The sequence below is a fragment of the Microbulbifer aestuariivivens genome, assembly GCF_039545115.1.
In the GTDB taxonomy this organism is placed as follows: domain Bacteria; phylum Pseudomonadota; class Gammaproteobacteria; order Pseudomonadales; family Cellvibrionaceae; genus Microbulbifer; species Microbulbifer aestuariivivens.
Genome location: NZ_BAABRT010000013.1, coordinates 37,343 through 57,754, shown reverse-complemented (window position 1 = coordinate 57,754; position 20,412 = coordinate 37,343). Strand labels below are relative to the sequence as shown.

The 20,412-nt window shown below is 62.8% G+C and carries 20 protein-coding genes and 1 tRNA gene; 10 read left to right on the top strand and 11 right to left on the bottom strand.

What is annotated here, in order from left to right:
• Positions 1-353: 353 nt before the first annotated feature.
• From ABEA58_RS09290 to ABEA58_RS09265, 6 genes are all read right to left on the bottom strand, one after another.
• Positions 354-429, bottom strand: a tRNA-Phe gene (locus ABEA58_RS09290).
• Positions 430-543: 114 nt separating this feature from the next.
• On the bottom strand, positions 544-825 hold the full coding sequence (locus ABEA58_RS09285; protein WP_345550877.1) for an oxidative damage protection protein: 282 nt from the start codon (positions 823-825) through the stop codon (positions 544-546).
• 15 nt (positions 826-840) lie between these two features.
• Entirely contained in the window at positions 841-1,953 is a 1,113-nt protein-coding gene (gene mutY, locus ABEA58_RS09280) for an A/G-specific adenine glycosylase (RefSeq protein WP_345550875.1), read from the bottom strand.
• Positions 1,954-2,243: 290 nt separating this feature from the next.
• Positions 2,244-4,307, bottom strand: a complete 2,064-nt coding sequence (locus ABEA58_RS09275; protein WP_345550873.1) for an AsmA family protein — start codon at positions 4,305-4,307, stop codon at positions 2,244-2,246.
• A 452-nt stretch (positions 4,308-4,759) separates the two neighbouring features.
• Positions 4,760-6,934, bottom strand: coding sequence for a TonB-dependent receptor (locus tag ABEA58_RS09270; protein ID WP_345550871.1), 2,175 nt, complete (start codon positions 6,932-6,934; stop codon positions 4,760-4,762).
• An 82-nt stretch (positions 6,935-7,016) separates the two neighbouring features.
• Positions 7,017-7,307 carry a hypothetical protein gene (locus ABEA58_RS09265; RefSeq protein ID WP_345550869.1) on the bottom strand — a complete coding sequence of 97 codons (291 nt, stop codon included), beginning with the start codon at positions 7,305-7,307 and terminating at the stop codon, positions 7,017-7,019.
• A gap of 128 nt (positions 7,308-7,435) precedes the next feature.
• On the opposite strand from ABEA58_RS09265, the gene hisB reads away from it, so the two are divergent.
• The 4 genes from hisB (at position 7,436) to hisF (ending at position 10,453) form a co-directional block, all read left to right on the top strand.
• Complete coding sequence (hisB, locus tag ABEA58_RS09260) at positions 7,436-8,023, top strand: imidazoleglycerol-phosphate dehydratase HisB (RefSeq protein WP_345550867.1); 588 nt, start codon at positions 7,436-7,438, stop codon at positions 8,021-8,023.
• 3 nt (positions 8,024-8,026) lie between these two features.
• Complete coding sequence (gene hisH, locus ABEA58_RS09255; protein WP_345550865.1) at positions 8,027-8,671, top strand: imidazole glycerol phosphate synthase subunit HisH; 645 nt, start codon at positions 8,027-8,029, stop codon at positions 8,669-8,671.
• A 72-nt stretch (positions 8,672-8,743) separates the two neighbouring features.
• Entirely contained in the window at positions 8,744-9,475 is a 732-nt protein-coding gene (gene hisA / locus ABEA58_RS09250; RefSeq protein WP_345550863.1) for a 1-(5-phosphoribosyl)-5-[(5-phosphoribosylamino)methylideneamino]imidazole-4-carboxamide isomerase, read from the top strand.
• 216 nt (positions 9,476-9,691) lie between these two features.
• A complete protein-coding gene (gene hisF / locus ABEA58_RS09245) occupies positions 9,692-10,453 on the top strand; it encodes an imidazole glycerol phosphate synthase subunit HisF (protein ID WP_345550861.1) in 762 nt (253 codons plus the stop codon).
• 249 nt (positions 10,454-10,702) lie between these two features.
• On the opposite strand, the gene ABEA58_RS09240 is transcribed toward hisF, so the two are convergent.
• The 4 genes from ABEA58_RS09240 to gpmI all read right to left on the bottom strand — a co-directional run bounded on the left by ABEA58_RS09240 (position 10,703) and on the right by gpmI (position 15,530).
• Positions 10,703-11,161, bottom strand: a complete 459-nt coding sequence (locus ABEA58_RS09240) for a DUF6316 family protein (protein WP_345550859.1) — start codon at positions 11,159-11,161, stop codon at positions 10,703-10,705.
• A gap of 189 nt (positions 11,162-11,350) precedes the next feature.
• Positions 11,351-12,700, bottom strand: coding sequence for a S41 family peptidase (locus tag ABEA58_RS09235; RefSeq protein ID WP_345550857.1), 1,350 nt, complete (start codon positions 12,698-12,700; stop codon positions 11,351-11,353).
• Between the two features lie 137 nt (positions 12,701-12,837).
• On the bottom strand, positions 12,838-13,980 hold the full coding sequence (locus ABEA58_RS09230) for a murein hydrolase activator EnvC family protein (RefSeq protein ID WP_345550855.1): 1,143 nt from the start codon (positions 13,978-13,980) through the stop codon (positions 12,838-12,840).
• Positions 13,977-15,530, bottom strand: coding sequence for a 2,3-bisphosphoglycerate-independent phosphoglycerate mutase (gene gpmI / locus ABEA58_RS09225; protein WP_345550853.1), 1,554 nt, complete (start codon positions 15,528-15,530; stop codon positions 13,977-13,979). The genes ABEA58_RS09230 and gpmI overlap by 4 nt, the downstream gene beginning before the upstream one ends.
• A gap of 192 nt (positions 15,531-15,722) precedes the next feature.
• Here gpmI and ABEA58_RS09220 point away from each other — a divergent pair, with 192 nt between their 5' ends.
• From ABEA58_RS09220 to smrA, 6 genes are all read left to right on the top strand, one after another.
• Entirely contained in the window at positions 15,723-16,133 is a 411-nt protein-coding gene (locus ABEA58_RS09220) for a rhodanese-like domain-containing protein (protein WP_345550851.1), read from the top strand.
• A 60-nt stretch (positions 16,134-16,193) separates the two neighbouring features.
• Positions 16,194-16,448 (top strand): glutaredoxin 3, encoded by a 255-nt coding sequence (gene grxC, locus ABEA58_RS09215; protein ID WP_345550849.1) that lies wholly within the window; start codon positions 16,194-16,196, stop codon positions 16,446-16,448.
• Positions 16,449-16,594: 146 nt separating this feature from the next.
• Positions 16,595-17,095 carry a protein-export chaperone SecB gene (gene secB / locus ABEA58_RS09210; RefSeq protein ID WP_345550847.1) on the top strand — a complete coding sequence of 167 codons (501 nt, stop codon included), beginning with the start codon at positions 16,595-16,597 and terminating at the stop codon, positions 17,093-17,095.
• Positions 17,096-17,255: 160 nt separating this feature from the next.
• A complete protein-coding gene (locus ABEA58_RS09205; RefSeq protein ID WP_345550845.1) occupies positions 17,256-17,708 on the top strand; it encodes an acyl-CoA thioesterase in 453 nt (150 codons plus the stop codon).
• Between the two features lie 3 nt (positions 17,709-17,711).
• Positions 17,712-18,584 (top strand): SDR family oxidoreductase, encoded by an 873-nt coding sequence (locus ABEA58_RS09200; protein ID WP_345550843.1) that lies wholly within the window; start codon positions 17,712-17,714, stop codon positions 18,582-18,584.
• A 26-nt stretch (positions 18,585-18,610) separates the two neighbouring features.
• On the top strand, positions 18,611-19,198 hold the full coding sequence (smrA, locus tag ABEA58_RS09195) for a DNA endonuclease SmrA (RefSeq protein ID WP_345550841.1): 588 nt from the start codon (positions 18,611-18,613) through the stop codon (positions 19,196-19,198).
• 633 nt (positions 19,199-19,831) lie between these two features.
• On the opposite strand, the gene ABEA58_RS09190 is transcribed toward smrA, so the two are convergent.
• Positions 19,832-20,284: an META domain-containing protein gene (locus ABEA58_RS09190; RefSeq protein ID WP_345550839.1), complete on the bottom strand. Its 453-nt coding sequence runs from the start codon at positions 20,282-20,284 to the stop codon at positions 19,832-19,834.
• Positions 20,285-20,412: the final 128 nt, after the last annotated feature.

Below are 20,412 nucleotides of genomic sequence, written 5' to 3'. Positions count from 1 at the left end.
GCCTGTCAGTAAGGAGTCAATACGCTCCAGCTTGGGTTAAGATCAATGAATTCGGAGATTCAGTGTCACTCCGAATCCAATTTCTGAAATCTTCTACGATGTAATCCATCCCGTGCCGAATTCATTTCGACAGGCGCATAAAGCGAATTAGCTCGTTCCAGTATTGTTCTCAAATCAGCAGTTTTCAGGGATAGCCCGAGGTGCTTCTGCTTATGCGCTGGTTGAAATGGAAGTGTGCCCACGCCTGGGCGGGCATATGGTAGGAGTCGCGCGGTGCGCGACATATGTGGCATCTGGGTGATGTTCTAACGGCTAAAACGAAAAAGCCCCGCTGCAAGCGGGGCTTAGGAGTATGGTGCCCGGAGGCGGAATCGAACCACCGACACGGGGATTTTCAATCCCCTGCTCTACCAACTGAGCTATCCGGGCTTCGCAAGCTGCGGGGCTGTCCCCGGTTGCGAGGCGCGTATTAAACCCGCTCCCCGGGGCCGAGTCAAGCCCTTGATTGATAAATAGTTTTTGCTGTGAGTAAGCGCTCGCTATTTAGTCGTTTTTCTCTTCCGGGGGCACGTAACCTTCGGCCTCGTCGTAGCTTTCACCGCTCAGGAACTTCTGCATCTGCTCGCTCAGGTAGGCGCGGCTGGAGGGCTCCATCATGTTGAGGCGTTTTTCGTTGATCAGCATGGTCTGGTGAGACATCCACTCGCCCCAGGCTTTCTTGGAGACGTGGTCGAATATGTCCTGCCCTTTGGGGCCGGGGAAGGGGGGGGTGTCCAGCCCTTCCAGTTCCTGCTGGTATTTGCGACAGAATACGGTTCTCGACATGGGTCTCTCCTCGTTTTAGGCGCCGGTCTGGTTCTGGGGTGTCAGCAGTGGGGCGCGGAAGGCTTCCAGCTGGTGCACCAGTTTGACGATGGGGGCCGGCAGGCCCAGTTCCTGGGCGGCCCTTGGGCGGTGAAGCTGGCGCAGTTTATACCAGTCCCCGGACCCCTCTGCCACCTGAGCGGGCCTGCACAGCAGTTGAATCCACACCGGGGTGATGTCCAGGTGGAAGTGGGTAAAGGTATGGCGCATGGCGGGCAGTGCGGTCAGTTCGCCGGCCTGTAAATCCCGGGTCGCCAGCCACTCCTGTGCGCTGGCCTCGCCACCGTCGTCTTCCGGCAGCTGTGGCGGAGACCAGAGCCCGCCCCAGATGCCACTGGCCGGGCGCTGTTGCAGGTAGAGGGCGCCATCGTGTTCGAGCAAGAGCATGGTGGTGCTGCGCACGGGCTTTTCTTTTTTCGGTTTTTTGCCGGGGTAGTCCTGCGGGTTGCCCAGGGCGCGGGCGGCGCAGTGTTGGGCCAGGGGGCAGCTGTCGCAGCGGGGGCGGCTGCGGGTGCAGACTGTGGCGCCCAGATCCATCATGGCCTGGGTGTAGTCGTTGCAGCGCTGCTTGGGTGTGTACTCTTCTGCCAGTTGCCAGAGCTGTTTGGCCACTGCGCTCTGGCCGGGCCAGCCGCCGATCGCGCGGAAGCGCGCCAGTACTCTTTTGACGTTGCCATCGAGGATGGGGGCGTTGATGCCCATGCTGATGCTGGCGATGGCGCCGGCGGTGGAGCGGCCGATGCCCGGCAGCTCGGCGAGGGCTTGCAGCTCTTGCGGGAATTCCCCGCCGTGGTTTGCGAGCACCTGCTGGGCGCATTTATGCAGGTTGCGGGCGCGGGCGTAGTAGCCGAGCCCGCTCCAGTGGGCCAGTACGGCGTCCAACGGCGCCCGGGCGAGGCTTTCCAGTGTTGGGAAGCTCTGCATAAAGCGCTGGAAGTAGGGGATCACGGCGCTGACCTGGGTCTGCTGCAGCATGATTTCCGATACCCACACCCGGTAGGGGTGGATGTCCTGCTGCCAGGGCAGGTCTTTGCGGCCATGTTGGTCGAACCAGGTGAGTACGGCGTGTTGGAATTCTGTGGGTGACATGCGCTTGGCGGCCAACGGTTGCTGGTAAGTGGTGACTGGGCAGAGGTTACTGGCTAGTGGTTGCTGGGTGGTGGTGGTGACAGAGAATGGCGCAGTCTAACAGAGCCGCTTGCGCTGGGCGTGGCTGACCGCAGGCTGATCTGGCGATTTCTCGGCCTCTGGGATTCTCGGCTTCGCGATTTCGCCGGGGCGGGGGTAGGGGGGCCAGGTAAGAGTGCCGGGTAAGAGAACCAGTGGGAAAATCCAGCGGGCCCGCCTTCAAGGTGCAGAGCCCGCCGGATGGCGATTGATCAGTTGCCGCGGTTAAACAGGCCTTTGAATTTGTCTTTCAGGTCTTCGACCTTCTCCTTGACCTTGTCGTCGTATTTTTTTTGCGCCTTATAGCGCAGTTCGTCGCGAATCAGGTCGTCGATGCGGCGGCTGTCGGGCTTGCAGCTGCCGGCGCCGGCATCGGCGAAGCCGTCCTTGCAGCGCAGGGGCAGCGGGCGATTGCGCCAGCGGCTGTTCTGTACCGAGCAGCCATCGGCGGAGGTCTTCTCGCCCACCAGTGCAAGGTCGAGGGCGAAGTCGAAGTCCTGCTTTGCAAGATTGATGACCCCGTCACCGGTCAGGGCGATATTTTCCACTCCGGCCAGTACTTCCTGCACGATCACCTCGTCGCCATCCACAAGGATATTGGCGCGCAGGTCCTGCAGGTTGGTGCGGTTCTGCCACTGGCGCGCGGGCAGGGTGGTTTTCTCGACGAAGCTGACCAGCTGGCACATGCCTTTTTCCAGATTGAAGGGCGCCAGCGACAGCTGCTGGCTGGAAAGCTGCAGGGCGGCGCGCAGGTTTTTCTGCAGCTCGGCGGTATCGGCGCCGCTGGTCTGGCCTGACCAGGTGATGCTGCTTTTGCCGGAGACCTGCACTTTTTCGCTGGGGAAAAGGGCGTCCTGCACTCTGGCAATCTCCACATCGGCGAGGCCGCCGGTGACGCTTGCCTCCGCCGACTGGCCGCGAGCGTTGAGCTGGCCGTTGGTGTTGAGCTGGCCGCCGTAGAGGCCGGCGCTGAGGCGCTGTAACTGGAACAGGCCATTGTCCACCGTCAGCCGCAGCTCCGGGCTGTCCATAACGATGTCGACGGCCTGCAGGCGCTCCAGTGACAGGGCCAGATTGGCATTGAAGCCGCGCAGGGAAGTCAGCGGCAGCGGTGTGGGCGGCGCCGCTGCAAGCGGCTCTGCGGCGGTTTCCGTTTCGGTGTCCGTGGCCGCTGGCGGCAGATAGTCGTCCAGCACCAGTTCGCCGCCGCGCAGGGTCAGGTCGATGCCGGGCATATCGCCATTGCGCAGCTGCGCGCTGCCGGTAAACACGGTGTCGTCCAGCTGCAGCTGCAGGGTGGTCAGGTCCAGCTGGCTTTCGCTGCCTTCGATGCTGGTTTCGAGGGCCAATTTCTGCAGCGCGCTGCCGCTCTGGGTGGAGATCTCGCTGCCGGTGAGGGCGAGCCACGGGCGCAGTGGCTGCGCCTCGGCATTGAGGCTGAGCTGGATCTGCCAGGGCTGGTCGGCGGCCGGCCGGTGCAGGCTGCCGCGCAGCTGGGCTTTGGCTGCGGCCGCGCCGCTGCTGGCGGTCAGCTCCAGCGGTTGCAGGCGCAGGCCGTTCAGCGCCTCGTCCAGTGCCAGGGTGCTGTCGATCGTGAGGCTGAGCGGCTGCTGCAGTGCGCTGCCGCTGATCTCGGCGGTGGCACGCAGCTGTCCGGGTTTACCGCCGGCCACCAGATTGTCGGCGGAGACGGAGAGCCGGCTCAGCTGGTATTCGCTACCGGCGGAGGCGTCGCGGTAGGTGATGCGGCCATCTTCCACCCGCAGCTTTTCCAGCGCCACCTTGAGCGGCTCGCCGGCGGGCTCCGCTTCCGTGGGCGCGGCGAGCTTTGGTGGCTGTTGGGGTGGCTGTTGCGCCTGCTGCTCGCGCTGGGCTTCCATCGCCTCGGCAAGCAGCTCCCAGTTGCCGCGACCCTGCTGGTCGACGATCAGGTCAACCTGCGGGGCCATCAGCAGGATTTCCTCGGCCTCGACGCGCTTTTGCAGCAGCGGCAGCAGCGCCACGCCCACGGCGACTTTCTTTACCCGCACCAGTGGCTGGTCCGGCTGCGGCAGCGGGGCGAGTGTCACCCCCTCCAGCTTGAGGGCGATAGACGGCCAGATCTGCCAGCCGATATCGCCGTCGAGGCGCAGGGCGATTCCCTGCTTGGCGGCCAGCTGTTCCAGTTGCGGTTTGTAGCGGTTGATGTCGATGCCCGCCAGCAGCCAGGCGGCGGCGCCGGCGAGCAGCAGGAAGATGATGAGGAGGGCGGCAAAAGTGCGCTTGATCCAGGCCATGAAGCAGCAAATCCCTATGTTCTGATTGGTCGGTTTTTAATGGTCGCTGGCGCGGTGGCGCCAAAGTGCGGTACTCGATCTGTTTACTGAGACGCCGTGCGCCGGCGGGTGTTCCGCAGGGGGGGGCGGTTTCGCTCCAGCGGCCCCGGTCAGTCTCGATGCGACTTCTGGGGAATTTCGGGTTCAGTGTTATTGCGAGCTCGCGGTCAAAGTGCGCTGTCGTTGCGCGAATATTGTAGGTAGAAGGCATTGTAGGCAGAAGGCATAGTAGGACGAAACCACTGCAGCGCGAAGAACTTGCAGAGCGAAGTTGTTGCGGGGGGAAGCTGTTGCGGAGGGAAGGTGTTGCAAGGCGAAGGGGTTGCAGGGAGAAGGGGTTACATGGCGACGGTATTGCGGGAGGCGGGCTCCCCGTGCCGATACACGGGGAGCGTGACCGCAAAACCCTCCGCTCAGAACAGCAGGCGGATGCCGGCCTCGACGCTGCGCCCCGTTTCCGGGGCAAAATCCCGCAGCAGCGAGGTGGAATTGCGGATTTCTTCGTCGAGCAAATTGCGGCCGCTGGCGAAGAGCACCGCGTTCGTGTTGCCCAGCTTGAGATTGTAGCGGGCGGTCAGGTCCATGCGGGTGTAGCCGTCGGTGCTCTCCGCAAAGGCACCGGCCCGCTCCTGCGCGGAGGCCTCGGTGGTGCGCAGCTCCCAGTTCCACTGGTCGTAGTCGCCGCCGACCGCCAGGCCGACCCGCAGAGGCGGCATGCGCGGTACGTCGCGGCTGTAATCGCGGCCCTCGCCCTCTTCGTGCACGTGTGCGCCTTCGCCCTCATCGCCGTGGTGCAGGGCGAAATCGCTGGAGAGATCGCTGGTGAAGCTGGCGCGCACGCTGTCACCGAAAAGCTCTACATAGTGGCCGCCGCTGAAGGGAAAGCGCAGTGAGGCCTCGGCGCCGTAGAAGACCGCATCGCGGTTGGTGTAGGCGTAGACGGGCAGCTCTTCCTGCAGGTGTTCGTCGCCGGTATTGGCGGCGTAGATGTAATCCGCCACCCGGTTGTAGAACAGGTTGGCCTGAAAGCGCGCGGCGTGCCAGCCGCTGCCTTCCTGGTTGTGGTGGTGGTAGCCCAGTTCCAGGTTGAGGGACTGCTCCTTGTCGAGATTCGCATCGCCCTCGATATAGCGCGCTTCGGCCAGGTGCGCGCCATCGGCAAACAGCTCTTCCGCCACCGGTGCGCGCTCGGCGCCGGTCAGTGCCAGGCTCACATGCTGGTGCTCGGCGAGGAAATATTGCATTGAGGAGCTGAGGCTGAGCAGGTTGAAGTCGCGGCTGGCGGCAAATTCCGGGTCAACCTCGACCCGCTCGACGCGGCCTCCCATATCCAGGTGCCAGTCACCCCAGGCCCGTTCCTTCATGGCGAACAGGCCGGCGGCGCGGGTGTTGCTGGGCTGGATAAAGGCTTCGTCGCCAATGGCCGCGAAATCCTTGTTGGACAGCTGCAGGCCGTAGGCGCCGCGCCATTCCTCACCGGCATCGTGGGTCAGCTCGACGCGGCCCTCCCAGGCTTTATTGGTAAAGCGGGTGCCGGGTTCCCCGGCATCAATTTCCACGTGCTGGTAGTCGTTGTAACCGAGGCGGAAGCTGAGCCTGTCCCAGTACTCGTCGTCGAGGCGGCGTTCGCCCTTGAGGTCGTAGCGGGTCTGGGCCAGATCAATGCGCACATTGTCCTCGCCCTCTTCGCCGGAGTGCTCCTCTCCCTCGTGCTCCTCGCCCTCCTCTTCATGGGCGTGTTGGTGGGCGCCCTGGGGGATGCCGTAGTTGTTTTGCAGCCGGTTTATGGACAGGCCAATAAAGCCCTCCTCGCCGATCCAGGAAACCCCGCCGCTGTAGCTGTGGGCGCGGGCTTGGGTGTTGCCGACGAAGCCGTCGGTGTTGAACGCTTCTTCACTACCTTGCTCTTCGCCGGCGTGTTCTTCTGCGTGTTCGCCCGGGTGCTCGAGGATCGCCAACCCCGGGATGCGGGTGTCGCCGCTGTCCCGGTAGACGCCATCGAGATACCAGGCCAGCTGGCCGGCGCCGCCATTGAGGCGGAACACGCCGGCATCCTGGTCGTTGCCGCTGCTGTGGCGCATTTCCAGCGCGCCTTCGGTCTGCTCGGGAAGGCGGCTGGGAATGCGGCCGTCGATGACGTTCACCACGCCACCGATGGCACCACTGCCGTAGCGCAGGGTGGCCGGGCCGCGCAGGATTTCGATGCGCTCCGCCAGCAGCGGCTCGATGGCGGCGGCGTGGTCGGAGCTGGTGTTGGAGGCGTCGGCGCTATCCAGGTTGTCACTGAGGAGCTTGACCCGGTTGGCGCTCTGCCCGCGGATGACCGGCAGACCGACGCCGCTGCCAAAGGAGGCGTTGCTGACGCCCAGTTCGCTCCTGAGTGTCTCGCCGAGGGTCGCTGAGGCGGCCGCGCGCAGTGCCTCGCCGGAGAGCACCGATACCGGTGCGGCGACCGCGTCGACGGGCTTTTCCAGTGGCGAGACGGTGACATTGACTTCTTCGAGGGGCTCGCCGGTGGCAGAAGCTGCGGATGCGGGCAGAGTCAGGGCGCCGGCGATCGCCAGGGCCATTTTGCTGGTTTTATTCACGATTTTTTACCTGTCACAGGGCGCGGCCCATAGGCTGTGCTTGCACAGAGGGGGGCGCCGAAAATACGGATAAAGGTTGTTATCAGTGTTGGGACAGGGGGGCGGGAGGTCCGCGGGCGTTCTGGCGCTCGGGCTGACAGTCGCGGGGTGCCGGGGCGCCCTGGGTGATGTACAGGGTGCTGCCGACGGCGGCAAAGGTGGCGTACTCGCTGCCGGGGGCGGCGGGCATCTGGTGCGAGCAGATATCGCAGAGTTCGTGGGCGCTATCCACCAGGTGCACGTGTTCCGCCAGCACCGGTTGTGCCGCGAGCAGAGCAAGCAGCATGGCCAGGCTGAGCCAGATTCGGGTCTGGTGGCGGATTTGAGTGATCATGGTGCGTATCATAGGGGCGCGCGGAGACGAATCAAGTTTCATCTGAGACTATCTGCGTACAGCGGCGCCATTTGATCCTATAATTCGCGCCTTTCTTTTTATCGCAGCAGAATCAGGACGAGGTCCCAATGCGCAAGGCCAGCGTCAACCGCGACACCCTGGAAACCCAGATCAAGGTCAGTCTGAATCTGGATGGTGACGGACGCGGCGTGTTCGACACCGGCGTCCCCTTTCTCGAGCATATGCTCGACCAGATCGCCCGCCACGGCATGATCGACCTGGACATCACCTGCAAGGGCGATGTGCACATCGACGACCACCACACGGTGGAGGACATCGGCATTACCCTCGGCAAGGCGATTGCCGAAGCCGCCGGCGACAAAAAGGGCATGACCCGCTACGGTCACAGCTATGTGCCGCTGGACGAGGCCCTGTCCCGGGTGGTGATTGATTTCTCCGGCCGTCCCGGCCTGGAAATGAACGTGCCCTTCACCCAGAAGCGCATCGGCAACTTTGATACCGAGCTCTTTTACGAGTTCTTTCAGGGTTTCGTGAACCACGCCCTGGTGACCCTGCATATCGACTGCCTGAAAGGGCACAATGCCCACCATCAGGTGGAAACCGTATTCAAGGCGTTCGGACGCGCACTGCGTATGGCCCTGACCCCGGACCCGCGCATGGCCGGCACCATGCCCTCCACCAAGGGGGTGCTCTGAGCCATGCAGCGTATCGCGGTACTGGATTACGGCATGGGCAACCTGCACTCGGTCGCCAGCGCCCTGCAAAAGGTTGCCCCGGGCGACGAGGTGGTGCTGGCCACCTCGCCGGCTGAGGCCGCGGGCGCGGACCGCCTGCTGGTTCCCGGTGTCGGCGCGATCCGCGACTGCATGGCGGGCTTCCGCGAGGCCGGCTTCGAGTCACTGCTGCGCGAGTCCATCGACGCCGGCCTGCCGGTACTGGGCATCTGCGTGGGTATGCAGATCATGATGCGCCGCAGCGAGGAAAACGCCGGCGTCGACTGCCTGGGCCTGCTCCCGCAGCCGGTGAAGTTTTTCGGCAAGGATCTGCGCGATGGTGATGAGCGCTTGAAAGTCCCGCACATGGGCTGGAACCAGGTGTGGCAGAAGCGCGCCCACCCGCTGTGGGAAAAGATCGCCGATGGCAGCCGCTTTTATTTTGTGCACAGCTACTATGTGCCGGCAGAAGACAACGAGGTTCTTGCGGGCGAGACCCGCTATGGCGTTTCACTCGCCGCCGCCGTGGCGCGGGAAAATGTGTTCGCCACCCAGTTCCACCCGGAAAAAAGCGCCGAGGCGGGCCTGCAGCTGCTGAAAAATTTCGTCGCCTGGAATGGCCGCGCCTGATTCCGCTGTTCTTAAGATATTGCCCTTAGAATCAAGCTCCCGAAAAACCAACGCCGACAGTAAGGCAAGACCATGATTGTTATCCCCGCCATCGATTTGAAAGACGGCCAGTGCGTGCGCCTGCGTCAGGGCGAAATGGAAGACGCCACGGTATTTTCCGACGACCCCCTGGCAACCGCCCGCCACTGGATCGAGCAGGGCGCGCGGCGCCTGCATCTGGTGGACCTGAATGGCGCTTTCGCCGGCAACCCGGTCAACGGTGAGGCGGTAACCGCCATCGCCAGGGAGTTCCCCAGCCTGCCGGTGCAGATCGGTGGCGGCATCCGCGATCTGCCGACGATCGAGCGCTACCTGGATGCGGGCGTGACCTGGGCCATTATCGGCACCGCCGCGGTCAAGAACCCGCAGCTGGTGCGCGAGGCCTGCCGCGAATTTGAAGGGCATATTATTGTCGGGCTCGACGCCAAGGATGGTCTGGTGGCCACCGAAGGCTGGGCGGAAGTCTCCGACCAGAAAGCCACCGAGCTGGCCAAGCGATTCGAGGACTGCGGCGTGAGCGCCATCGTCTATACCGATATCGCCCGCGACGGCATGATGCAGGGGGTCAACATTGCCGCCACGCTGGAAATGGCCCACGCGGTGCAGATTCCCATCATCGCCTCCGGCGGAGTGAGCTGTATCGGCGATATCGAGCAGCTGCTGCAGGCGGGCGATATTTACGGCGCAATCACCGGCCGTGCCATTTACGAAGACAAGCTGGACCTGGCCGAAGCGCAGAAACTGTGTGACAGCTGGAAGAAGTAACTACAGATCAGATAGCAGATAAAATTCCCAACTCCCGCCATTGCAGCTCAAGTGCCGGTATTGGAAGCGCGCAAGCCTGCTGACCAGCGTCACTGACGACGGGATAGCAAGGCGGCAATGCGTTTCGAAATTCCACTACCGGTGCGGGGCGCAGTCATCCCTCCCCTTAGGGGGCTTTGATGGGATCTTTGCCGGGAGCGGAGTGAAGGAAAGACTATGGCGCTCGCCAAACGCATTATTCCCTGTCTCGACGTCGACGCCGGCCGTGTGGTCAAGGGCGTGAATTTTGTCGATATCCGCGATGCCGGTGACCCGGTGGAAATCGCCCGCCGTTACAACGAGGCCGGCGCAGACGAGATCACTTTCCTCGATATCACCGCCACCCACGAAGAGCGCGACACCATGCTGCACACCGTTGAGCAGATGGCCTCGCAGGTGTTTATTCCCCTCACCGTTGGCGGCGGTGTGCGCAGCCTGCAGGATATCCGCAACCTGCTCAACGCCGGCGCCGACAAGACCGCGATCAATTCCGCGGCGGTGCGCAACCCCGAGCTGGTGCGCGAGGCCGCCGAGCGTTTCGGCAGCCAGTGCATTGTCGTCGCCATCGATGCCAAGCAGGTGGCCGACGGCAAGTGGGAGATTTTCACCCACGGTGGCCGCAAGCCCACCGGCATCGACGCGGTGGAGTGGGCGGTGAAAATGGCCGATCTGGGGGCGGGGGAGATTCTGCTTACCAGTATGGACCGCGACGGCACCAAGAGCGGCTTTGATCTGGCGCTGACTCGCGCGATTACCGATGCGGTGCCCGTGCCGGTGATTGCCTCCGGCGGGGTCGGCAACCTGCAGCACCTGACGGATGGAGTCTTGCAGGGCGGCGCCGACGCGGTGCTGGCGGCGAGCATTTTCCATTTCGGCGAATACACCATCGCCGAGGCCAAGCAGTATATGCAGGACGCGGGTATCGAGATGCGGCTTTAGGCCGCATCGGGAGTTATTCCCTGCCCTTCTTTTGTGCTGCCGACTTTGTGATTTTCGTCTCTCATGGCCGCACTTCCGCACTGACTTTATTATTTATTTCCCCGGGCCATTGCCGCCCTGTTCCGTTACCAGCTCGGCCTATTGCCGGCGCCCGGGGGCCTGCACTGCCAGCGCTTTTTACAAGCGTGTTGCGGGCATGAGGTTGATGCGGCAGCCATCGCGTTTAATCGGGCGCAGGCGTGGAGCGCCTTAGCGTCTCGCGTCATGGCCATCCGGACCGCCGCCTTGGGGGTGGCTGCCAAGATGATGAATGGTGGCCCCTGTTCGGGTCTGGCTTGTGGGTTGGGTAGTGGACTGGGTTTTGGCCTGAGCTGTGACCTGATTTTTGATTGGGTTTTCGCGGCTGTGCGCGGCCTCACTGGCGGCAGCGGCACGGTTTTCGGCGCTGGCTTCGGCACGGGTATCGGTACTGGCTTCGGCACGGGTTTCGGTACTGGCTTCGGTGCTGGCTTCGGTACTGGCTTCGGTACTGGGGGTGGCTGGCAGCCCGAAGTAGAGTTTCACGGCCTCTTCGGCGGAGTCCCGGCAGGGATAGGGGCCAAAGCAGGCGCCGCCTCTGACCTGAAAGAACCAGTCATCCCCGAGTTTGTAAAAACGGTCTGAGCGCGGGGGAATAGTGTTTCCCCGCTCGCCTTTGCGGTGTTCCATAGGTACTGTCCCTGTCCTTATTTTCTCTATCGGCTTTGGCTATCGCAGGCTTCCTGTCGCGATGGTGTTTTTGTCGTTTGCTGCTTTTATGTCTGCTACTTTTGTCGTTTGCCAAGCAGGATGGACAAGCCGTGCCGCTGCTTGCTGAACCGCGGCGCCGGGGCGAGCCGGCGCGGCGGAATCGTTTTTTCAGTCGGCGCTGGCAATACGCGGGCGCAGGCGGTGGTCGCGACCGGCATAGAGGTTGAGTCCCTTGAGAACATTGAGGGCTTCAAACACCTGGTTGTCCCGGTCCATCCAGTCCTCGCGGTTTTCCTGCGCTTTTTTGCGGTCCTCCGCATTGCTTTCCGCACTGCCATTGCCGTTGTCCAGATGGCCGCTGAGGTCCGCCTCTGTGGTGCGGGCGGGGCCATCCAGGCGGGTGATTTTGACCCGCTCAACGAGAATGTCCGGGGTGATGCCGCGGGCCTGAATCGAGCGCCCGTTGGGGGTGAAGTAGAGGGCGGTGGTGAGCTTGATGGCGCGGTCGCTGGTGATGGGAATCACCGTCTGCACCGAGCCCTTGCCGAAGCTGTCGGTGCCCATCACCACGGCGCGGCGGTGGTCCTGCAGGGCGCCGGCGACGATTTCCGCCGCCGAGGCGGAGCCGTCGTTGATCAGCACCACGATGGGGGCGCCGTCGGTGATGTCGCCGGGTTCGGCGGAATAGCTCAGGCGCGAGGATTCGGTGCGGCCCTCGGTGTAAACCACCAGCCCCTCTTCCAGAAAAGCGTCGACCACTTCCACTGACGATTGCAGCACGCCGCCGGGATTGTTGCGCAAATCGATGATCAGCCCCTTGAGCTCGCCCTTGTCCTGAAGTCGCTCGACGGCTTTGGTCACGTCCTCGCCGGTGCCGAGCTGGAACTGGGTGATGCGCAGGTAGCCGTAACCCTCTTCCAGAATGCGGCTGCGTACGCTGCGCACACGCACGGTGTCGCGCTTGAGGGTAACCTCGAAGGGCTCCTTGTAACCCTTGCGGGCGATGGTCAGGGTGACCGAACTGCCCTTGGGCCCGCGCATATGCTCCACCGCCTCATTGAGGCTGACGCCCTTCATCGACTTTCCCGACAGCCGCAGGATGATATCTCCGGCCTTGAGGCCGGCGCGGGACGCCGGCGTGTCGTCCATGGGGGTGACCACGGTGATGTGATTGTTCTCGATGCCGACCTCGATACCGAGCCCGGCAAACTCGCCGGTGGTATTGGCCTGCAGGTCGTCGAAGGAGTCCCGGTCCAGATAGGAGGAGTGCGGGTCCAGCCCCTGCAGCATGCCCCTGATGGCGTACTCCAGCAGGGTGCTGTCATCCACTTCTTCGATATAGCCCTGGCGGATTTGCTCAAACACCTTGGCGAAGCTGCGCAGGTCTTCCAGCGGCAGGCGGGAGCTGGGGTTGGGCACCAGGTTGTCGCTGGGGTCCACTTCACTGAGTCCCATCAGGGGCAGCACGGTCAGGGCGGCGGCGCCGATCAGGGTGGTCAGCGCTTTGGGGGTGAACATAGGTGGAGACCTCGGCCTTATTTCTACGCTTCTTTGCCAAAGTGTAGACCCGGGGCTTGCGGTGGGTTTTTAACTTGGCGCCGGGGCCGACGGTGCCCGCTGCGGGCGCAGTGCGTGAGGTGGGCGAGCAGGCTGCCTCAGCCGCGGCACCAGAGGGTGGGGTCCTGTGGCTCGCCGCGGTGACGGATCTCGAAGTAGACCCCGGTGTGCTCGCTGCCGCCGCTGTTGCCGGTGCGGGCAATGGTGTCGCCGCGCTCAACCCACTCGCCCAGGTTGCGGGTGAGGGAGCGGTTGTGGGCGTAGAGGCTCATGTAGCCATCGCCGTGGTCGAGGATGATCAGCATGCCCTGACCGCGCAGGTAGTCGGAAAAGACCACGCGCCCGCGGTGAATGGCGCGTACCGGTTCGCCGGCGCTGGCGCGAATGGCGATTCCTTTCCAGGTGATGCCGTTGGCGCGGGGTTGCCCGAAGGCGTTGGCGCGCCGCCCCTTGGCCGGCCAGGCCATGCGGCCACGCTGTTTGGCGAAGGGCTCCTGATCGCGGGGGCTGATGAGGGCGGCGATGGCGCGGCCGACCTCATCCACCAGCCGCTGCAGGCGGTTGCGGTCGCCATTGAGTCGCTGCAGCTCCCCGCTTTTGTCGGCGAGCTGCGCCGCCAGCCGCTCGAGGGTTTGCTGGCGCGCGCGCTGGGCGCTGACCAGGGCTTTTTCCTGGGCCTGCAGGCGCTGGCGCTCGGCAGCGAGGCTGTCCCGTTCACTCTGGATGGTGGAGGAAACTTTCTGCAGGGAGGAGAGGGTGGAGAGGTAGTCGCCGATGACTCGGCTGCGTTCTTGAAGGAAGTATTCGTGGTAGCGAAGCTGGCGGGCGATGGTCTGTGGGTCCTGCTGGTTGAGCAGCAGTTTGATCTGCTCCTGTTTCCCTAGTCGGTATGCGGCGGCTACTTCCTGCTCGACCCGCCGCTGCATACTTCGCCGCGACTCTTGCAGCTGCTGTTCCTCTTTCTTCAACTCCTTGAGCTTGTCGGTGCGGTCGCGCATATCGTTTTTGATGCGGTCTATGCGCTGGTACAGCTCGGAGATGTCCTTTTCGTTCTTTTCCAGATCCTTCAGCAACTGGTCGCGCTCGCTGCGCACCTGGTTGAGTTCGGCCTGTAAGGTGGCGATGCGCTGCTTGATTTCCTCAAGGCGCGCCTGCTGGTCCGCGCCCGCCGCATCCTCGGCCAGGGCCGGCCAGGTGGGCAGCAGTAACAGCGACAAGAGGATGGCGGTCAGGGTTCTCATTGGTCGAATTGCACCAGGCTGTGTCCGGTCATTTCTGCAGGTTGCGGCAGGTCCATCAGCGCCAGCATGGTCGGCGCCACGTCGGCGAGACTGCCGCCGTCGCGCAGGCTGAGCTTGCGTTCGCCAATATAGACGAAAGGCACCGGCAGGGTGGAGTGCTGGGTGCTCACCTGGCCGGAACCGGCGTCGTACATCTCTTCCACGTTGCCGTGATCGGCGGTGATCAGCACCTCGCCACCGGCGGCCAGGGCGGCATTCAGCACCCGCTCCACGCAGCCGTCCAGCGCCTCGACCGCCTTCACCGCCGCCTCGAAGACGCCGGTGTGACCCACCATATCGCCGTTGGCGTAGTTGCAGATAATGGCGTCGTAGCGCCCGCTTTCGATGGCCGCCACCAGCTTGTCGGTGACTTCCGGCGCGCTCATCTCCGGCTGCAGGTCATAGGTGGCCACATTGGGGGATTTGATCAGTTCGCGGGTCTCGCCGGCGTAGGGTTCCTCGCGGCCGCCACTGAAGAAGAAGGTGACATGGGCGTATTTCTCGGTCTCGGCGATACGCAACTGGTTGAGACCGCGCCCGGCCAGGTACTCGCCGAGGGAGTTGACCAGCTTCTCCGGGGGGAAGGCGCAGCTGGCGTTAATATCCCCGGCGTACTCGGTGGTCATGACAAAGTCGGCCAGCTGCGGGGTGACGGCGCGCTGGAAGCCGTCGAAATCCGCCTCGGTAAAGGCGCGGCTCAACTGGCGCGCGCGGTCCGGGCGGAAGTTCATAAAGATCAGTGCGTCGCCATCGGCAATCGGCGCCGGCTCGCCCACCAGGGTCGGGGCCACGAATTCGTCGTTCTCGCCGCGCGCATAGGCGGCGGCCAGCGCCGCCAGCGGGTCCTCGGCGTGCTCGGCGGCCTCGCCTTTGGTCAGCAGGTCGTAGACCGGCTGGGTGCGCTCCCAGCGCTGGTCCCGGTCCATGGCGAAGTAGCGTCCGGCCAGGGTGGCAATGCGGGCGTTGCCGACCGTGTCGCAGACCTGCATCACCCGCTGCAGCGACGGTTCGGCGCTGCGCGGCGGGGTGTCGCGCCCATCCAGGAAGGCGTGCACATAAATAGCCCGGGCACCGCGCTGCGCGGCCAGGGTAATCATGGCAACGATGTGGTCCTCGTGGGAGTGCACGCCGCCCTCGGACAGCAGCCCCATGATGTGCACCGCGCCGTTATTGGCCACGGCCTTGTCGACCGCAGCGGTGTAGGCCGGGTTGCGGAAAAAGTCGCCGTCGGCGATGGCCTTGTTGATGCGGGTGAAGTTCTGGTACACCACCCGCCCGGCGCCCAGAGTCATGTGACCCACCTCGGAGTTGCCCATCTGCCCTTGGGGCAGACCCACCGCCATGCCGGAAGTCTGGATCAGGGTGCGCGGCCGCTCGGCCCAGATCCTGTCCCACACCGGAGAGCGGGCGGCGTGAATGGCATTGTGCTCGGCGTGCTCGCTGTGGCCGAAGCCATCGAGGATCAGCAGAACCAGAGGGCGGTGCTGGGGGTGAGACTGCGCAGATGCCATAGCGGAGGGGTCCTGTGCCGGTGGATAACAAAACGGTGGCGGATTTTAACCCGATTCAGTCGTCCCGGTCAGGTTTCCGCAGACCGGCGGGACTGCGGCGTCTTGGTTAATAATTGGTCACAATCGTGTATACTGCCGCCGGCCGGGGCATGGGGCCGCGGGAAAACAACAACAGAGACAGTTGGGGGCGGAGTGGATTTTTTCGTCTTTATGAGCGAGCAGTGGCTGCTGGTCAGCCTACTGGTGCTTTTACTTTATGTATTCGCGTTCTCCGAGCGCCATCAGGCCGGCACGCCGGCCTCCGTGCACGAGGTGACGCGGCTGATTAATATTGAGGACGCGCGGGTTCTGGATGTGCGCGACCGCGCCGAGTTCAGTGCCGGGCACATCGTCGATGCCATCCATATCCCCCACGGGGAAGTGGCCGGGCGCATCGGTGAGCTGGCCAAGTACAAGGACAAGCCGCTGATCGTGGCGGACAAGCTCGGGCAGCACGCCGGCGCCGTTGGCCGCCTGCTGAAACGCGAGGGCTTTCAGGTGCGCCGCCTGCAGGGTGGCATGAGCGAGTGGGCGAATCAGAACCTGCCGCTGGTGAAGAGCTGAGGCAAGGGTTGAAACACTTTTGCGCCGAGAAGTTGTGGTAAAGGTATTGCGGTAAACATTATGCAAAACGTCGTGATTTACACTACGCGCTTCTGTCCCTTCTGTATTCGGGCTAAATACCTGCTGGACCAGAAGGGCGTGAAGTACGACGAGATCGCCGTGGATGGCAATCCCAGCCTGCGCGCAGAGATGACCGCCAAGGCGGGCAGGCACACGGTGCCGCAGATCTGGATCGGCGACCAGCACGTGGGCGGCTGTGACGAGCTGATGGCCATCGAGCGCAGCGGCAACCTGGACAAGCTGCTGGGCATCTGACCCCTGCGCGCATCGGCGGGCAAAAGCACTCGGCGATTCCTCCCGGCCTTGAAACGGCTTTCAATGGCCCCATTTGAAAGACTCTAAGAGGGAGTCTTTCTCACGGAAGGCAAAACGAAACACTTTTATAAAGAACAGGCAGTACCATGGCTGAAGAACAAAACGGCGCAGCGGCTAACGCAGAGGCTCCAAACGTACAATTCGCGATGCAGCGCATCTACCTGAAAGACCTCTCCTTCGAGACGCCGATGGGTGCCGAGGTGTTCAGGAAAGAGTGGAAGCCCCAGGTCAACCAGGAGCTGAACACCAAAACCAGCAAGATCGACGAAGACCTCTACGAGGTGGCGTTGACCCTGACCATCACCGTCAAGCTGGAAGATGAAGCCGCCTTCCTGGTGGAAGTGCAGCAGGCCGGCCTGTTCACCGTCAAGGGTCTGGAAGGCCAGCAGCTGGCCCAGGTGCTGAATACCGCCTGCCCGCAGATTCTGTTCCCCTATGCCCGCGAAGTGGTGGACAGCGCCGTAACCAAGGGCTCCTTCCCGGCCCTGATGTTGCCGCCGATCAACTTCGACGCCCTGTTTGCCGCCGCCCTGGCCCAGGCCCAGAGCCAGGCCGAAGGCGCCCAGGAAGAGAAGAGCGAAGCCTGAACCGCTTCCCCTCTCGACGCGTAAAGGCCCCAACCGGGGCCTTTTTTATTGGCCGCCTGTTTTTATTGGTCGTCACTTTTTTGCTTGTCACTGGAGCGCCGCGCTTGAGGCCCTGTGGGGGATCACATAGGCTCGGGGCCAGCGACCGGAGAAACTCGTCATGCAGTGGGACTTGCCCAGGCCCTTTATCCTGCCCGTCAGCGTCGGCGCCGAACACGTGGACGGCTTGCATCACGCCAACAACGCCGAATATGTGCGCTGGTGCGAGCGCGCCGGCTGGGCCCACAGTGCCGAGCTGGGGCTGGATCTGGGCAGCTATCAACAGCTCGACCGCGGCATGGCCATCCGTCACGCCGAGTACGACTATATACTGGCGGCGAAAGAGGGCGACGCGCTGCTGTTTGCCACCTGGCTGACCCTGGTGGATGGGCGGCTGAACATGGTGCGGCGCTTTCAGGTGTTGCGCCCCGCCGACGGCGCCCTGATCCTGCGCGCCCAATGGCAGCTGGTCTGTATCGAGCTGTCCTCCGGCAAGCCCAAGCGCATGCCGCCGCTGTTTAGAGAAATTTACACCCCGGCCGTGGTGAGTGCCGACCAACCTACCGTGGAGTGACCGATGAGTGAGATTGAAGCCTTCGCTACCCTGACTAAAAATACCGGCGCTCTAAAGGGCCAGACGGTATTTATCACCGGCGCCAGCCGCGGCATCGGCCGCGCCATCGCCCTCAAGTGCGCCGCCAACGGTGCCAATATCGTCATCGCCGCCAAGTCTGCACAGCCGCACCCCAAGCTGCCGGGCACCATTTTTTCGGTGGCGGAGGAGGTAGAAGCACTCGGCGGCAAGGCGCTGGCGCTGCAGGTGGACGTGCGCGAGGAGGAGCAGGTGGCGGATGCCCTGGCACAGGCCGCGGAAAAGTTCGGTGGCATCGATGCGGTGGTCAACAACGCCGGCGCCATCAATCTCACCACAGTGGAAGATACCCCGCCCAAGCGTTACGACCTGATGCAGAGCATCAACAGCCGCGCCGTTTACCTCACCGCGCATCTGGCGATGCCCTACCTGAAACAGTCCAGCCCCGGCCATATCATCAGCCTGTCACCGCCTCTGAACCTGCAGCCCAAATGGCTGGGGCCATTTGCGCCCTACGCGCTGTCCAAGTTCGGCATGACCATTCTCAGCCTGGGGCTGGCGGAAGAGCTGCGCCAAGCCGGCATCAGCGTCAGCACATTGTGGCCGCGCACCCTGGTGGCCACGGCGGCGATCGAGTTTGCCGTGGGCGGCCGGGAAATGTTCGAGCAGAGCCGCAAGCCGACGATCATGGCGGACGCCGCCTACGAGATTTTGCAGACAACCACCGGGGAATTGTCCGGCCAGCAGTTGATCGATGAGGAACTGCTGCGGGCGCGCGGCGTCACGGACTTCAGCGGTTACGCCCACAATCCCGACAACGCCGACCAGCTGACCGTCGATCTGTTTCTTGATCCGTAAGATTTTGCACTGGGGGAGCTTGTACAGTGGCAGACGATAATAACGAGCTTTTCAGAGAGGCCCTCGGCCAGCTGGGGGATGTCAAACCACTGGCGCGGGAGCGCCGCGTGGCGCTGAAAAAAACGCAGCAAGCCGGTCTCAGTCTGCGCGCCCGCCGCGAAGCCGCTATCCGCGAGGAAGGTCTGGAACTGAATCCCCTGGCGGGGGAGTTCGTCGACCCCGTTGACCCCTGGGACCCGCTGGAGTTCAAACGCGACGGCGTTCAGAACGGCGTCTATCGCAATCTTCGTTTGGGCAAGTACCCGGTGGATGCGCGGCTGGACTTGCACCGTCACTCTGTCGAGTCGGCCCGGCGGGCGGTGTTTGAATTCGTGCGCGATTGCCTGGAAGCGGACGTGCGCTGTGCGCTGATCACCCATGGCAAGGGTGAGGGGCGCAAGCAGCCGGCGCTGCTGAAAAGCTGCGTCAATGCCTGGCTGCCGCAGCTCAACGAAGTGCTGGCGTTCCACACGGCGCAAAAGCACCACGGCGGCTTGGGGGCCACTTACATACTGCTGCGCAAAAGCGAGCGCAAACGGCAGGACAATCTGGAACGACACCAGCGCCGGCGTTGAGCTTGTGGGGGCATGGCTGCGCGCTTGACGGAGTGAGGGGTTGAGTGCTGGAGAAGAGCTTCTTGCAAGATTTGTTGTGAAGGATTCTTGTGGAAAATTTTTGTGAAAGGCTTCTTGAAAGGTTCTTGAAAGATTTCTTGAAAGAATTTTTGCAAGAACCGCGAAGAGTTTGAGGATCGGTTTTTTGAGAGTCTGTTGAGGATTTTATTGCAAGCCCGTGTGGGGCAACCCGGCGCTGGGCCCGGCCTGTGCCAGTCAATCGTCCAAAAGCTTGCGAATTGTCATATGCCTGTCACAGAGGCTGGATATAATTTTCCTCACAACGAACGGCTTGTCCGACCCGTATGATGAGTGCGGGAATGTTGTTCTTCTCTCTTTTATTGGAATTTCCACCGTTTTGGTGGTGTCGGGCAGTGGGTGGAATGCGCCCCTGACTCGAAGTCTTCACAGACGGTAAATAGTGTTGGCGGCCCCATGGCCGCCATTTTTTTGTCTGCGATTTTCTTCTGCCTATTTGCGTCCTGTTTTTCTCCGCCTTTTTATCCTGGTTGTTCCTGTTAAGTTTGGCTCAGGATTTTCCTGGTGACAGTAGCCGGCATGAGAGTGGAGGGTAAAAGATAGAGGCGCGGTTCGTTATGGCTTGGTAGCGGCGGGAAGCGGGGCTTGTGCGCGCTCAAACTCCAGCCGCGTATTGTCGCGCGCGCTGTGCAGAATCAGCACATCGCCATCCACTCGCAGTATTTCAGTCTGTGTCAGCGCCCGCAGGTAATCCTGCTCCATGGCGCTGCTGTTGCGCGCGCCGCCCATGCGCGACACTGCGGGAACCTTGGACCAGACAATTTTTGCTCCAGCCTGTTCGCCATCACGGTGAAGGGAAAACCTGCCCAGATAGGGGTTGCTGCCGCCGCTGCCGCGGACATAGCCGAGATCATCACAGGTGAAATACGGGCGGTCGCGCCAGAGTTTTTGCCACAACAGCCGCGAACGGTGCTGGCGCCCTTCCACAGTCAGGCTTTGCAGCAGCCACTGGTGATCACAGACCGACAGAGTCGCCATGGGCGCTTCTGTGAGGCTTTCATCCAGCATGCCACAGCTGCTGAGTACAGGGAGGAGCGCAATAACAGCAAATACTGCCGGCCGGAGCAACATGGGACAATTCTCATTATCTGGTGAAGTGTCCAGCGTATTTAACTACAAAAAACGCCCCGGGTCTG

Excerpts from the sequence above, each read along its gene's own strand:
- ABEA58_RS09285 (WP_345550877.1), bottom strand. The coding sequence starts at position 825 with ATGTCGAGAACCGTATTCTGTCGCAAATACCAGCAGGAACTGGAAGGG.
- mutY (WP_345550875.1), bottom strand. The coding sequence starts at position 1,953 with ATGTCACCCACAGAATTCCAACACGCCGTACTCACCTGGTTCGACCAA.
- ABEA58_RS09275 (WP_345550873.1), bottom strand. The coding sequence starts at position 4,307 with ATGGCCTGGATCAAGCGCACTTTTGCCGCCCTCCTCATCATCTTCCTG.
- ABEA58_RS09265 (WP_345550869.1), bottom strand. The coding sequence starts at position 7,307 with ATGATCACTCAAATCCGCCACCAGACCCGAATCTGGCTCAGCCTGGCC.
- hisB (WP_345550867.1), top strand. The coding sequence starts at position 7,436 with ATGCGCAAGGCCAGCGTCAACCGCGACACCCTGGAAACCCAGATCAAG.
- hisH (WP_345550865.1), top strand. The coding sequence starts at position 8,027 with ATGCAGCGTATCGCGGTACTGGATTACGGCATGGGCAACCTGCACTCG.
- hisA (WP_345550863.1), top strand. The coding sequence starts at position 8,744 with ATGATTGTTATCCCCGCCATCGATTTGAAAGACGGCCAGTGCGTGCGC.
- hisF (WP_345550861.1), top strand. The coding sequence starts at position 9,692 with ATGGCGCTCGCCAAACGCATTATTCCCTGTCTCGACGTCGACGCCGGC.
- ABEA58_RS09240 (WP_345550859.1), bottom strand. The coding sequence starts at position 11,161 with ATGGAACACCGCAAAGGCGAGCGGGGAAACACTATTCCCCCGCGCTCA.
- ABEA58_RS09235 (WP_345550857.1), bottom strand. The coding sequence starts at position 12,700 with ATGTTCACCCCCAAAGCGCTGACCACCCTGATCGGCGCCGCCGCCCTG.
- ABEA58_RS09230 (WP_345550855.1), bottom strand. The coding sequence starts at position 13,980 with ATGAGAACCCTGACCGCCATCCTCTTGTCGCTGTTACTGCTGCCCACC.
- gpmI (WP_345550853.1), bottom strand. The coding sequence starts at position 15,530 with ATGGCATCTGCGCAGTCTCACCCCCAGCACCGCCCTCTGGTTCTGCTG.
- grxC (WP_345550849.1), top strand. The coding sequence starts at position 16,194 with ATGCAAAACGTCGTGATTTACACTACGCGCTTCTGTCCCTTCTGTATT.
- secB (WP_345550847.1), top strand. The coding sequence starts at position 16,595 with ATGGCTGAAGAACAAAACGGCGCAGCGGCTAACGCAGAGGCTCCAAAC.
- ABEA58_RS09205 (WP_345550845.1), top strand. The coding sequence starts at position 17,256 with ATGCAGTGGGACTTGCCCAGGCCCTTTATCCTGCCCGTCAGCGTCGGC.
- ABEA58_RS09200 (WP_345550843.1), top strand. The coding sequence starts at position 17,712 with ATGAGTGAGATTGAAGCCTTCGCTACCCTGACTAAAAATACCGGCGCT.
- ABEA58_RS09190 (WP_345550839.1), bottom strand. The coding sequence starts at position 20,284 with ATGCTGGATGAAAGCCTCACAGAAGCGCCCATGGCGACTCTGTCGGTC.